13 protein-coding genes are annotated in these 13,972 nt (G+C 40.1%); 3 read left to right on the top strand and 10 right to left on the bottom strand.

From position 1 onward, the window contains the following. Positions 1-171: 171 nt before the first annotated feature. The 10 genes from rpsR to dnaA form a co-directional block, all read right to left on the bottom strand. A complete protein-coding gene (gene rpsR / locus FHQ08_RS10515; RefSeq protein ID WP_230914370.1) occupies positions 172-405 on the bottom strand; it encodes a 30S ribosomal protein S18 in 234 nt (77 codons plus the stop codon). Positions 406-439: 34 nt separating this feature from the next. Next, entirely contained in the window at positions 440-946 is a 507-nt protein-coding gene (ssb, locus tag FHQ08_RS10520; protein ID WP_230914371.1) for a single-stranded DNA-binding protein, read from the bottom strand. Positions 947-980: 34 nt separating this feature from the next. Further along, complete coding sequence (rpsF, locus tag FHQ08_RS10525; protein WP_230914372.1) at positions 981-1,274, bottom strand: 30S ribosomal protein S6; 294 nt, start codon at positions 1,272-1,274, stop codon at positions 981-983. Between the two features lie 206 nt (positions 1,275-1,480). Continuing rightward, the gene (locus FHQ08_RS10530; RefSeq protein WP_407929215.1) at positions 1,481-2,908 is read right to left on the bottom strand and encodes an MFS transporter; all 1,428 of its coding nucleotides are present in this window, start codon (positions 2,906-2,908) and stop codon (positions 1,481-1,483) included. Beyond that, positions 2,859-5,480, bottom strand: a complete 2,622-nt coding sequence (gene gyrA / locus FHQ08_RS10535; protein ID WP_230914374.1) for a DNA gyrase subunit A — start codon at positions 5,478-5,480, stop codon at positions 2,859-2,861. The genes FHQ08_RS10530 and gyrA overlap by 50 nt, the downstream gene beginning before the upstream one ends. A gap of 45 nt (positions 5,481-5,525) precedes the next feature. Next, positions 5,526-7,562 carry a DNA topoisomerase (ATP-hydrolyzing) subunit B gene (gene gyrB / locus FHQ08_RS10540; protein ID WP_330166091.1) on the bottom strand — a complete coding sequence of 679 codons (2,037 nt, stop codon included), beginning with the start codon at positions 7,560-7,562 and terminating at the stop codon, positions 5,526-5,528. A gap of 22 nt (positions 7,563-7,584) precedes the next feature. Continuing rightward, positions 7,585-8,700 (bottom strand): DNA replication/repair protein RecF, encoded by a 1,116-nt coding sequence (recF, locus tag FHQ08_RS10545; protein WP_230914375.1) that lies wholly within the window; start codon positions 8,698-8,700, stop codon positions 7,585-7,587. A 1-nt stretch (position 8,701) separates the two neighbouring features. Beyond that, complete coding sequence (yaaA, locus tag FHQ08_RS10550) at positions 8,702-8,923, bottom strand: S4 domain-containing protein YaaA (protein WP_230914376.1); 222 nt, start codon at positions 8,921-8,923, stop codon at positions 8,702-8,704. A 342-nt stretch (positions 8,924-9,265) separates the two neighbouring features. Next, the gene (dnaN, locus tag FHQ08_RS10555) at positions 9,266-10,405 is read right to left on the bottom strand and encodes a DNA polymerase III subunit beta (RefSeq protein WP_230914377.1); all 1,140 of its coding nucleotides are present in this window, start codon (positions 10,403-10,405) and stop codon (positions 9,266-9,268) included. Between the two features lie 188 nt (positions 10,406-10,593). Further along, a complete protein-coding gene (dnaA, locus tag FHQ08_RS10560) occupies positions 10,594-11,961 on the bottom strand; it encodes a chromosomal replication initiator protein DnaA (RefSeq protein WP_230914378.1) in 1,368 nt (455 codons plus the stop codon). A gap of 519 nt (positions 11,962-12,480) precedes the next feature. Between dnaA and rpmH the strand changes: the two genes are divergently transcribed. The 3 genes from rpmH to yidC all read left to right on the top strand — a co-directional run bounded on the left by rpmH (position 12,481) and on the right by yidC (position 13,961). Continuing rightward, positions 12,481-12,621: a 50S ribosomal protein L34 gene (gene rpmH, locus FHQ08_RS10565; protein WP_081763026.1), complete on the top strand. Its 141-nt coding sequence runs from the start codon at positions 12,481-12,483 to the stop codon at positions 12,619-12,621. Between the two features lie 76 nt (positions 12,622-12,697). Next, complete coding sequence (gene rnpA / locus FHQ08_RS10570) at positions 12,698-13,084, top strand: ribonuclease P protein component (RefSeq protein ID WP_230914379.1); 387 nt, start codon at positions 12,698-12,700, stop codon at positions 13,082-13,084. Between the two features lie 31 nt (positions 13,085-13,115). After that, on the top strand, positions 13,116-13,961 hold the full coding sequence (yidC, locus tag FHQ08_RS10575) for a membrane protein insertase YidC (protein ID WP_230914380.1): 846 nt from the start codon (positions 13,116-13,118) through the stop codon (positions 13,959-13,961). Positions 13,962-13,972: the final 11 nt, after the last annotated feature.

A 13,972-nucleotide genomic window follows, 5' to 3' on the forward strand; every position in this document is an offset into this window, starting at 1 on the left:
TGGCCTGAACATCCAATATTCTATCTGAAAAGAGGGCTTTTTTGCATAGCAATTGAACACCCACCCGCATAGCGGGTGGTTTACTGTTTCGTACCTTATGGTACTCAACTAGGTCTAAAGACACTAAAAAAAGCTCCAGTCACTTGACTGGAGCGCCATTCATCAGTTTAATTAATCTTCGACAACGAATGGTAAAAGACCCATGATCCGTGCACGTTTGATGGAAGCAGTGATTTTGCGTTGGTTTTTAGCGCTTGTCCCTGTTACCCGACGCGGTAAAATCTTACCACGTTCAGAAACGAACCGTTTCAATAAATCAGTATCTTTATAATCGATATATTCAATATGATTAGCGGCGATGAAGTCTACCTTACGGCGACGACGGCCACGACGTTGTTGTGCCATTAAGAGTCCCTCCCTTAGCTTTCTAATTTAGTGACTAGAATGGTAAATCGTCATCGGAAATATCAATGGACTGGCCGTTATCCGCAAAGGGATCTTGCATGTCAGTATCATTGCTCTTCTGATTATTACCAGCAGATGGTTGGGAATTTTGATTCGACGTATTATGATTGTTGCCAGAGAAATTATTGGAACTTGAACCATCTTCACGACGTTCTGTGGTGGATCTAGGTTCTAAGAGTGAGAAGTTTTCAACAACAACTTCAGTTACATATACCCGTTGCCCTTGTTGGTTTTCGTAAGATCGGGTTTGAATCCGGCCATCGATACCAACAAGCGACCCCTTCTTTGTGAAGTTCGCAAAATTCTCAGCAGCCTTACGCCAAATGACGCAGTTAATAAAGTCAGCTTCACGTTCACCAGAGGCATTCGTGAATTGGCGATTGACAGCCACGGTGAAACTAGCAACGGCGGCACCGCTGTTAGTATAGCGAAGTTCAATATCCCGGGTTAATCGGCCAACGAGTACAACTCGATTGATCATTTATAACTGCTCCTTTCCAAACATCAAAAATTGATTAGTCTTCACGCTTAACGATCATTTGACGCAAAATAGCATCTTCGATTTTAGCTAAACGATCAAATTCATTGATTGCATCAGTATTTTCACTGTTGACGTTTACGATATGGTAAGTGCCTTCGTTATACTTATTGATTTCATAAGCAAAACGACGCTTTTGCCAATCTTTTGAGTCAATGATTTCTGCACCATTGTCTTTTAAGATCTTATCAAAACGTTCTACCAGTGCGCTTTTACTTTCTTCATCAATATCTGGTTTGATGATATAAGTAATTTCATAATGTGTAGCCACTGTATTTACACCTCCTCATGGACTTATGGTTGCTCACAAAGTAAGCAACAAGGAGCACCGAATCTCTCGGTCCATCCCAATAGATGGATACTCACAAATAATTACTCTAACATACCTTTCTTGTTTTTACAATTCAAATTAAAAAATGTTTCCGAATAACCCGATTGACTTCGCTAGTCAATACAAATTACGCAGAAACATTCTTTTTAAGCCACAATTTTTAATTCATGCTTTAATAGGCGACGATAGAACCATACATTTAATAAAGCCAAAAGTCCTACAAGCCCAAAAGCAATTTGACTCCCCAAAGCCACATTTTGGACGTGCGTATGCTGTGGCCATCGTACTGACATCATCAATACCGCCATCAGCGTGGTCCCAATTGAACCAAAAACTTGTTGCCCAGTATTATATAACGCATTGGCATCATTACGTTCATCTTTTTGTAATTGTTTCAACCCAAAGGTCATGGAATTACTAAAAGCCATGGACCGTCCTGTGCTGAAGATTGCGTATAAAACAACGACCGCAATGATCGTTAACTGCTGGCCCATGAGCATGAAGAGGACTGCCGTGATCAACACCAGACTATTGCCTAAATACAACGGTAAGCGACCACCATACTTATCTAACAGCCAACCATAGACTGGCTGACCAAAACCATTTAATAAACTACCCGGGAATAAAATTAGACCGCCGATAAAGGCGCTGGCGTGATTAACCATTTGGACATAATTCGGCAGCATGAAGTTGATACCTACATTTGAGAACTGTAAAAATACGTAGGGTAAAAAACTATAAATAAAACTCGATCGTTTAAATACCGTTAACTTGAACAAAATTTTCTCTGAGTGCTTGGCCCAATAACCAAAAATAACGAACGCAATTAGCGTTACGCTAAAATAAAGCAGCACCCGGATATAATGACTTGGGCTACTCAATTCATTCAGCCCAATAATCAGACTGACTAAGCCAATGGACAAGAATACAAATTGCCCCCAAGCAAAACTGATTCGTTTTGTCGGCGTATATTGTTTGATCAGCCCTTGCCCTACCAACAATAAAATAATCGCCAGTGGTAAGGTCGACCAAAAGATCATGCGCCAATCAGAAAGATAGACCATCGTGCCGCCAAAAGTTGGGCCTAGAGCAGGTGCAATCAAAATAATCAGATTGGCAAGCCCCATATAAGTGCCCAATTTATTTCGTGGCACTGTATCTAAAATGATATTGACCATTAAAGGTGCAGCTAATCCTACACAACCGGCCTGAATTAAGCGGCCTAGTAACAATAGCCAAAATGTTGGTGCCAGCGCACATAATAGATCACCAATTATAAATAATAAAGCCGCAGTCACAAATAAAAGGCGATTCGTAAATCGCCTTTTAAGATAAGCAGAAGTAATCATTAATAAAGCGACTGTCAATAAATACCCAGTGGTGACCCACTGAACAGTAGTTAGTGATACTCCGAATTGTTTCATCAAAGCTGGAAACGTAACATTCATGGATGTTTCTGTCAGAACACCCATAAAAGACAGTAGCGCTACCGAAATGATTGGACCAATAGCATGTGTTTTAGATTTATTCATCAGTATCTGAGTCATCCGAATCTTTACGGTCTTCTTGTTGATCAGCCTTAGCTCGACGCAATAATTCGTCTACTTCAGGATGTTCCTGATCTAAATCAGGTGTATCACTTGCTTCAGTAGTTGTCGTTCTAGTCGTTGTCGCTTGGTCCTGATCATTAGCATTCAAATTATCAACCTCAGTATCTGGATCAACTTTAGCCATAGTTGACACCACAGCGTCGTCATCCACACGGATCAAGCGAACGCCTAAAGTTGCCCGACCAGTCGTTGAAATATTCTGGGCTTCAAAGCGAATAATGACACCTGTATTGGTCATTAAAAGAATATCTTCGCTGCCGCTGATCGTGGTAACGCCAGCTAATGGCCCGTTCTTTTCAGTGATATTTGCAGTCTTAATACCTTTACCGCCCCGGCCTTTAATTGGATATTCACCAGCCGGCGTCCGTTTACCGTAACCATGTTCAGAAATTACGAAAACATCTTTATTCGGATCTAAGACATCACTGCCGACAACATAATCTTGATCACGCAAGCGAATGCCCCGTACACCAGCAGCAGTTCGACCCATATGCCGAACATCTTGTTCATTGAATGAAACGGCATAGCCTAAATGTGTCCCGATCAAGATATTATCATTACCTGTTGTTAAGATGACATTGCTGAGCTCATCTTCATCACGTAAGGTAACGGCACGCAGCCCACTCTTACGAATATTAGAAAACTCAGCAACAGCAGTTCGTTTGACAACCCCTAACCGTGTTACGAAGAACAAATAGCTTTCGTTTTCATCCCGATCCCGCGGAATATGAATCACTGTTTGAATTTTTTCATCCGGGTTAATATCCAATAGATTGATAATTGGAATCCCTTTGGCTGTCCGGCCATATTCTGGAATCTCATAGCCCTTACAACGATAAACTTTGCCTGCATTGGTAAAGAACATTAACGTGTCGTGGGTCGATGTGGAAACTAAATGTTCAATGAAATCGTCATCATGAACGCCCATGCCTTGGATCCCACGGCCACCTCGATTTTGGACTTTGAATTCTGTGGAAGAAAGCCGTTTGACATAGCCATTGTGGGTCAATGTGATGACCGATTCTTCTTCTTCAATCAAATCTTCATCTTCGATGCTTAAGACTTCACCGACCAATAATTCAGTCCGCCGAGCATCGCCAAATTTCTTTTGAATCTCCATCAATTCTTCATAGATGATTTGGTTGATCCGTTCAGGACTAGCTAAAATAGCTTTATATTCAGAAATCGATTTTTGCAGCTCATTATATTCTGACTCAATTTTTTCACGTTCAAGACCAGTCAGGCGAACAAAACGCATGTCCAAAATAGCTTGCGCTTGTTTGTCACTTAGCTGGTATTGATCCATCAATTGGGTCTTAGCGACATCGCCATTAGGTGCGTTACGAATCAAACTAATAATCGCATCTACGTGGTCCAAAGCAATCCGCAAACCTTCTAAGATATGCGCCCGTGCTTCAGCTTTTTTCAGGTCAAATTGCGTTCTGCGCCGGATTACTTGCTCTTGATGTTTTAAATAATACTGTAAAATCTGCTTAAGATTCAGTACTTTAGGTGCGCCATCAACAATAGCCACCATATTGAATGAAAATGATGTTTGTAATGGTGTTAACTTATACAAGTTATTTAAAACCACTGTAGCGCTCATATCACGGCGAATATCAATCACGATCCGCATGCCATCACGATCAGATTCATCATTGAGATCAGTAATTCCATCGATCCGTTTATCCCGGGCTAATTCAGCGATACGTTCAACTAATTTTGCTTTATTGACCATATAAGGAATCTCATCGACAATGATGCGTTCCCGCCCATTCTTTTGGGTTTCAACTTCAACTTTGGCCCGTAAAGTAATCGTACCTTTACCTGTCGTATAGGCTTTACGAATGCCTGATTTACCCATAACAATCGCGCCGGTAGGAAAATCTGGTCCCGGCAGGACTTCCATAAGATCTTCGATGGAAGCCTCAGGGTTGTCCATTAAGATATGGATTGCCTTAATGACTTCCGCTAAATTATGGGGTGGAATATTGGTCGTCATTCCGACGGCAATCCCAGTCGCCCCATTGACCAGTAAATTAGGGAAACGTGCTGGTAAAACTGTTGGTTCTCGTTCACTACCATCATAGTTATCTTCAAAATCAATGGTGTCTTTATTAATATCCCGCAGCATTTCCATCGCAATTTTGCTCATTCGTGCTTCAGTGTAACGCATAGCAGCTGCGCCGTCGCCATCTACTGAACCAAAGTTACCGTGCCCATCAACCAGCATATAACGATAGCTGAAATCTTGAGCCATCCGCACCATAGATTCGTAAATTGCAGAATCACCATGGGGGTGAAATTTACCCATGACGTCCCCTACAATACGTGCTGATTTTTTATAAGGCTTTTCCGGCGTGACCCCCAGCTCATTCATACCGTATAAAATACGCCGATGCACTGGTTTTAACCCGTCACGAACATCTGGCAATGCCCGCGCCACAATAACACTCATGGCATAATCTAAGAACGAACTGCGCATGGTTTTAGATAAATTAACATTTGTAATGCGCCGATCCTGTGCATTATCCATGTGCTTTAATGACCCCTTTCATTTCCTTGAACCAACTAGATGTAATTAAGCATCCAAGTTTTCGACATAAGTTGCATTCTCTTCAATAAATTCACGTCTTGGTTCAACTTTATCGCCCATCAACATCTCAAAAACACCATTGGCGTCTTCAGCATCTGAAACTTCAACTCTAAGAAGCCGCCGATTTTCTGGATTCATCGTTGTATCCCAAAGCTGTTCCGCATCCATTTCACCAAGCCCTTTATACCGCTGGATCACAGGTTTTGGACTGGCAGACAATTGAGCTAATGTATCTTGTAATTCTTCATCGGAATCGATATATTTCCGGAATTTGCCTTGGCGAACTTGATACAGTGGTGGCTGGGCAATGTAAACATAACCGGCATCCACTACTGGGCGCATATAACGATAAAATAGCGTCAACAATAACGTCCGAATATGCGCCCCATCCACATCGGCATCAGTCATAATGATCAGCTTATGATAGCGTGCTTTGGCTAAGTCAAAATCAGAACCAAAACCCGTACCCATTGCCGTAAACAATGATCGAATTTCTTCATTGGCTAGAATTTTATCCATACTAGCTTTTTCAACGTTTAAAATCTTACCTCGAATCGGTAAAATAGCCTGTGTCAAACGAGAACGCCCGGATTTAGCAGAACCACCGGCAGAGTCCCCCTCGACAATAAATAATTCCGAAATTTCAGGATCTTTACTGGAATTATCGGCTAATTTACCTGGTAGATTACTGATCTCCAAGCCAGACTTCTTTCGTGTTACCTCACGTGCACGCTTGGCAGCGACTCGAGCTCGGGCAGCTAACAAACCTTTTTCAACAATGCTACGAGCAACCGACGGATTCTCCATCAAAAACTTACTAAAAGTTTCTGAAAACATCCGATCTGTCACGGTCCGAGCATCTGAATTACCAAGTTTTGTCTTAGTCTGACCTTCAAATTGTGGATCTGGATGTTTGATGCTGACAATGGCTGTCATGCCCTCACGAACATCTTCACCTGATAAATTCTCATCATTATCCTTGAATAAATTCGTCTTTTTAGCATAGTCATTGATAACACGGGTCAAAGCGGTCTTAAATCCGGATTCATGCGTTCCGCCTTCATAGGTGTGAATATTATTGGCAAAGGTCATCAAATTGCTACGATAGCCAGTCGTATATTGCAACGCAACCTCAACGGTAATGCCATTTTGCTGACCTTCCACATAAATCGGTTCTGGAAAGAGCACATCTTTGCCTTCGTTCAAGAACTCTACGTAACTCTTTAACCCACCTTCATAATGGAATTCTAGCTTTTCATGAGTTTCCGCACGTTTATCAGTAAAAGTCAGTTTTAGACCTTTATTTAGGAAAGCTAATTCGCGAATGCGCGTGGTCAAAACTTTATCGTCATAGACGGTCGTTTCAGTAAAAATATCAGGATCTGGTGAAAAATGAACTTTAGTACCATGTTCATGAGCAGGTGCCTCACCGATCACTTTCATTTCTGTGTGGACTTTGCCGCGCTTGAAATCCATGTAGTAACGTTTACCATCTCGAGTAACCGTTACATCTAATTCCGAAGAAAGCGCATTAACCACGGAAGCACCAACACCATGCAAGCCACCAGAAACTTTATAACCGCCACCGCCAAATTTACCGCCAGCATGTAAGATCGTAAACACAGTTTCTAAAGCTGGCCGCCCCGTTTTTGCCTGAATATCAACGGGAATCCCACGGCCATTATCAAACACGGTAATGCTATTGTCTGGTTCTACAGAAACATTGATTTCAGTGGCAAAACCAGCTAAAGCTTCATCGATCCCATTATCAATGATTTCCCAGACCAAATGGTGCAGGCCTTGGGCACTTGTAGACCCAATGTACATCCCCGGCCGTTTGCGAACAGCCTCCAAACCTTCTAGGACTTGAATTTGACTGGCATCGTAATCTTTTGCGCGTTCTTCCAGTTGTTCTTTTTGAGCAGCTAATTGTTCAGGGGTTGGTTGGCTTTCTTTAGCTTCTTCCGCTTCAGCCTCTGCTTCTGCTGGTAAATTCGTGTCTTTTGATAAGTCCTCTGACATCTCATAACCTCCATTTGGTGAACTAAACTTTGATCATTCCTGAATCTATATGAAATACTTTTGGATCATTGATAATTTCTTTAGCAACGTTATCTAAACTCGTCGTGGTTAAGAAAGTTTGCACTTTGTCTTGAAAAGCCTTTAATAAATGCGTTTGTCGTACATCATCTAATTCGGACAACACATCATCTAATAATAAAACCGGATATTCTCCGGTTTGGGCCGCCATTAAATCAATTTCTGCTAATTTGACACTTAGCGCTGTGGTACGTTGTTGGCCTTGAGAACCAAAGGCTTGAACATTTTGATCATTAACAAAAAATAAAACATCATCGCGATGAGGTCCATACAATGTCGTCCCTTGTTCGATCTCACGCGGTTGGTTTTCAGTATAAATGGCCTTGATTTCTTGATAAATTGTTTCTTCTGAATCAGTCAAAGCATGCTGTTTGATTAACGTACGGTACTGGAATGTTAGGGTTTCTTGTTGATTTGTGATCTCTTTATGGATCACTTGGGCAAATTTCTCCATTTGAGCCAATAATTGATAACGAATTTTGATCACTTTTGCGCCAAATGCTGCTAACTGATCTGATAATACTTCCAAATACACGAGATCTTTAGCTTGTTGATACTTCAATTGACGCAAATATAAATTACGCTGTTTTAAAACTAACTTATACTGAGATAAATTAGACAGATAATTAGCACTCATTTGACCGAATTCCATATCAATAAAGTGGCGTCTCGTGGCTGGAGAACCCTTAACGATATCTAAATCTTCTGGCGCAAATAGCACAACATTAAAATTACCCAAATATGCCGAAAGTTTGCTCTGTTCTAAATGATTGACTTTGGCCCGTTTGCCTTGCTTACTAATAATAAGTTCAAGCGGTAACTTACCTGTTTGGCGCATAACTTGACCATCGATCCGCGCAAAATCTTGCTGCCACTGAATCATTTCCTTATCATTCGACGTTCGATGGCTTCGTGTCAACGCCAAGACGTAAATGGCTTCTAGCAAATTTGTTTTACCTTGAGCATTTGCACCTATAAAAATATTAATGCCTTGGTCAAAATTTAGAATTAATTTTTTGTAATTTCGAAAATTGGTTAGTTCTAATTGTTCTAAATACATATCAATCCTGCTTTTGGATCACGTAAGTTGTACCTAAAACTTGAAACTGATCGCCGGGATAGAGTTTCCTACCACGACGATCATCCGCTGCACCATTAATGAGAACTGTATTTTCCTGTAAAAACCATTTTGCCTGTCCACCCGTACCAATAATACCTTCTTCTTTTAAAGCCTGCGCTAAGGTAATGAATGATTGGGTGATTTTCATGACTTTTTGGGCCATTGCATCATCTCCAAAGTTCTCAAAAAATTGATTAAAAATCTGTGAAACTTAGCATTTTACTTATATTATTATAGCCTTATTAAGGCAAAAAAACAATTGATTAACGAAAATAAGGGGGTGTCAGCAATTTTTTAGTCTTTACGTATATTATAACCAAATAACGAAAAACTACTCAAATCGAAAAATAAGGCCCTCTGTTCCTGACTAAATAAATTTTTAGGGTGTCGCATTTAAATCGAACAAAGTTATATTTTAGTAAATCAAACTAAAAAACCTTTAGAAATCAGATTTTTGATCTAACTTCCAAAGGCTTTTTTAGTTTTCAGATTTAGGCAGTACTTTTTAGAAAGTTCGTACGGGTGTGATCAACTGAATAAAGTTTTCCTCGTCTTCGCTAGGGACTAACGTAAACGGACGTAAAGCGGAAGTAAAAGCGACTTTGATATCTGTTGGGCCAAAAGAACGTAAGGCATCTTTCATATAATCTGGATTAAAGGAAATATCCAATTTTTCGCCGGTTAGGTTTTCAAAGGCTAAAGATTCTTGAACGTTCCCCAATTCAGGTGAATTACTATAAATGGTACCTTCTTTTGCTTCAGGATCTAAAACTAGACGAACTACGTTGTTTTGACTGGCATGAGAGAGCAAGGAAGCCCGCTCAACTGAGGCCAGCAATTTTTGCGTATTGAATTCGATTGTCGTTGTTGCATCATGTGGAATCAGACGATCTGTATCTGGATAGTTGCCTTCTAGTAAGCGTGAATAAAATTTGATTGGGCCAGCTGTGAATAAAACTTGATTTTCAGTGATTCGTAAATCTACTTCTTCTAGATCATCCGTAATAATTTTTGATAATTCCGTTAAACTTTTACCCGGAATAATCACGTCATATTCTAACCCTTGGCCATTGTTAATTTCTAACTTGCGTTGTGATAAACGGTGGCTGTCGGTCGCTACAGCCAGTAGTTGGTTATCCTTAACTAAAATATGAACCCCAGTTAAAATTGGCCGGCTTTCTTGGTTAGAAACAGCAATGACTGTTTGCGAAATGATCTGTTTAAGAATATCAGCAGGTAAGGTTAATTTATTTTCGGCATCAATCTCTGGAAGATGCGGATATCCGTTGGCGTCTAGACCGTTTAAATTAAAGGATGACGTCCCAGAGGTAATTGTTGTTTGAAACCCTTCCCCGACAGTTAAAGTCATCTGGTCTTCAGGTAGTCGTTTAACGATTTCACCAAAGAATCGCGCGGGTAAAACAATATTACCGGGTTCCTCGATCAATAATTGAGCTTTTTCGTCACTTTGAGTAATAGTGGCTTCAATTGAAATATCGGCATCACTACCAGTTAGGGTCACGCCAGTTTCTGATACGGCAATTTTAAGACCGGTCAGAATTGGAATCGTGGCTTTGCTAGCGATAGCTCTTTGAACATCATTTAAGGTTTTGATGAATTGAGAACGGCTGATACTAAATTTCATGTAGCTTCCTCCTGATAACGCAGAGATATTTTGTCTATATTAATATAGTTAATTATATAGTAATAGTAGTAGGGCGGTTAATTCTGTGGAAAAGTATCTTTTAACCAGCAAACTTAGATTTCCACATGTGGATAACTTTTTAATAACTTGGGGACTTATTCATTTTTATCCACATGTGGGCAACTTTTTTACTGGCGCAAAATATTCTTTAATTCAGCAATATTTGCTTTCATTTCTGGATCCGATTCTAAATTTTGGGCAATTGTTTTGTGTGCGTGAATGACTGTTGTGTGATCTTTGCCGCCAAATTCCATACCGATTTTTGGTAATGAACTATCGGTCAGTTCCCGGGCGAGATACATAGCAATTTGCCGGGGAATAACGATGGCTTTGTTCCGTTTTTTTCCTTTTAGGTCAGTTAATGAAATATGGTAATATTTGGAAACCGTTTCTTGGATTTTGACGATGGATAAACCATTAGTCGCGTCCTGTAGTTTCAAACTCTTGAGCGCATCTGCAGCTAAACTAGTTGAGATACGCTCGTTTTTCATGGTCGCATAGGCTTGGACTCGAATCAAGGCACCTTCAAGTTCACGGACATTAGAGTCAATTTGACCGGCAATATACGATAGGGTGTCATCGGGAATATCTAGGTGTTCGGCATTAGCTTTGTTCCGTAAGATTGCAATTCGAGTTTCAAGATCGGGTGGTGTGATATCTACGGATAGGCCCCACTTAAATCGGGAAACAAGACGGTCTTGAAGTTTAGGAATTTCGTTAGGCAGTCGGTCCGAGGTTAGGACGATTTGTTTTTTTTCTTCATATAGATCATTGAACGTATGAAAGAATTCTTCTTGGGTGCCTTCTTTGTCGGCAAAAAATTGAACGTCATCTACCATGAGTAGGTCGACGCTACGGTACTCTTGTCGAAACCGGTCCTGCGTTTTTGTTTGGATTGCACTGACTAAGTCGTTTGTGAAAGCTTCACTGGTTACATATTTGACCTTGGCATTTGGTTGACTTTGTAGTAGTTGGTGTCCAATAGCCTGCATTAAGTGGGTTTTACCTAAGCCAACGCCACCGTATAGAAATAATGGATTATACAGTACGCCAGGTTCTTCAGAGACAACTAAGGCCGCTGCATGAGCCATTTGGTTTCCTGTACCCGTTACAAAAGTGTCAAAAGTGTACTTGCTATTAAGATGTGAGCTTGTTAAAAATTCATCATTTTCGTTTTCGGATACTTTTGATTGCATCGCTTTGTTGGCACTCGTTTTATCAGGGGTGTTTTGGCCATTGGGATATGTTTGACCAGTGATCGTTAAAACTGGATTCAGTTCAAATCCGAAGTGGGCATAAACATTTTCAACAATTTTTGTTAGGATATTTTTTTCCCAATATTCTTTATGTAATTGTGAAGGGACTTCAATTGTTAAAGTGTTGGCCGTTAAACTGATAGGTTTCGCTGATTCAATCCAGGTTTGATAGCCGATACGCGTGAATTGCTGATGAAATTGTTGTTCAATATACTCCCAAATCTCATCTAGATTAGGCAAGATCAGTCCTCCTCCCGTTAAAAATAAAGTTATCCACATTTTTTAGAGTACTGAACTAGTTTATCATTTAAGAAAAAAGTTTTCCACAGGATTGTCAATAACTTTTAAATAAAAATCACAGTGTGTTTAGAAAGAAAAAAAGCGTCTTGTTCATAGTGTGAATAACTAGGATATTCCAAACTTATCCACAAGAGGAGGTGAGAGGTTAGAGCTGATTTTAATAGTGTTCCACGGGTTATTAACAGCGAAAATAACAGCCTGTGGAAAAGCAAAATTCACGGGCGTTTATTTGTGGATATCTTTTGGATAGTCTTGTGGATTATTTTATAGACGGTCGCGCACTAATTTTGTTTATGAACAAGTGATTTTTTGATTTTGTGGATAGATAGGCCTGCTTTTTTAAAAATTTTGTTTGCTTAGATATGAAATTATGATATTATACATAAGTGATTGTATTTGACGATAGCAGTCAAACTTTAATTAAATAATGTGTTCAGCAGTAACAAGGAGGTGTCAGTTTTGACAACTAAACGCACTTACCAACCAAAGAAACGTCATCGCGAACGTGTTCATGGTTTCAAAAAGAGAATGAGTACTAAAAACGGCCGTAAGGTATTAGCTAGACGCCGTGCAAAAGGCAGAAAAGTATTATCTGCGTAAGGCCACTGATGTTTCAGTGGTTTTTTTTTTTTTTAATTTCCTATTAATAGGTCATCAAGTTAGGATCCCGATAGTTATGCGCAAATCATATCGCGTTAAGAAGGAACAAGAATTCCAAAAAGTTTTTCGCCATGGCAGTTCGGTTGCCAACCGTGCTTTTGTTATCTACCATTTAGATGTTCCCGACCAAAAGCATTTTCGTGTCGGCATTTCAGTGGGTAAAAAAATCGGTCATACGGCTGTCTTGAGAAATCAAATCAAACGATACATACGTCAGAGTTTGCTAGAGTTAAAACCATATTTAAAGGCTGATGTGGACTTTTTAGTGATTGCTCGCAAACCAAGTCGCCAGTTGGATTTTTTTCAAGTTAAGAGAAATTTGATTCATGTTTTAAAATTAGCTGGGCTACTAGCTTCGGATTTTGAAGCTGAAATTGGTCCAGCGACGACCACATCAAATTAACAGAAAACGTCAAAGATAACGAGGGAATATTTTGAATAAACGACAAGTTAAACGCATCGTCTTGGTTCTTGCGCTAGCTTTATTAGTTGTTGTTTTGGCTGGCTGTGGGAATATTAATACACCGGTAACCAAAAGTAGTACAGGTTTTTGGGATCGTTATATTATTTATAACTTCTCCCGCTTTATCATTTGGTTGGCCCATGCATTTAATGGTAGTTTCGGCGTGGCAATTATTATTTTTACATTGATCATACGGATTATCTTATTACCACTGAATCATTACCAAATGAAAAGTATGCGTAAGCAAATGGAGATTCAACCTGAAATGGATGCTTTACGCAAAAAATATTCGGCTAAAGATGCGGACACACAACGGACACTTCAAGAAGAAACGCAAAAGCTGATGTCTGAAGCTGGCGTTAATCCATTGATGGGCTGCTTGCCGTTAGTGATCCAGTTACCATTTATGTGGGCTTTGTATCAAGCCATTGCTCGGACCGGGGCTTTACGGCACGCAAGCTTCTTGTGGACAGAATTGGGTAGTAAAGATCCTTATTATATTTTGCCGATTTTGGCGGCTATTTTTACCTTTGCAACATCATACTTATCAAGCTTATCCCAGCCAACACAAAATTCGACAACGAAACTGATGACTTGGGGGATGCCGATCTTTATTCTGTTTACAACAATCAACTTCCCGGCAGCCATTACGTTATATTGGGTCGTTTCCAATGCCTTTCAAGTCGGGCAAACTTTATTACTACAAAATCCTTATAAGATCATTCATGAACGGGAAGCTAAGGAACAAGCCAAGCGAGATAGGGAAAAAGCCTTACAAAAAGCGCGCAAACAAGCATTTAAGCGTAAGCGTAAATAAGTTAGGAGGGT

Source organism: Agrilactobacillus fermenti (assembly GCF_021030645.1).
In the GTDB taxonomy this organism is placed as follows: domain Bacteria; phylum Bacillota; class Bacilli; order Lactobacillales; family Lactobacillaceae; genus Agrilactobacillus; species Agrilactobacillus fermenti.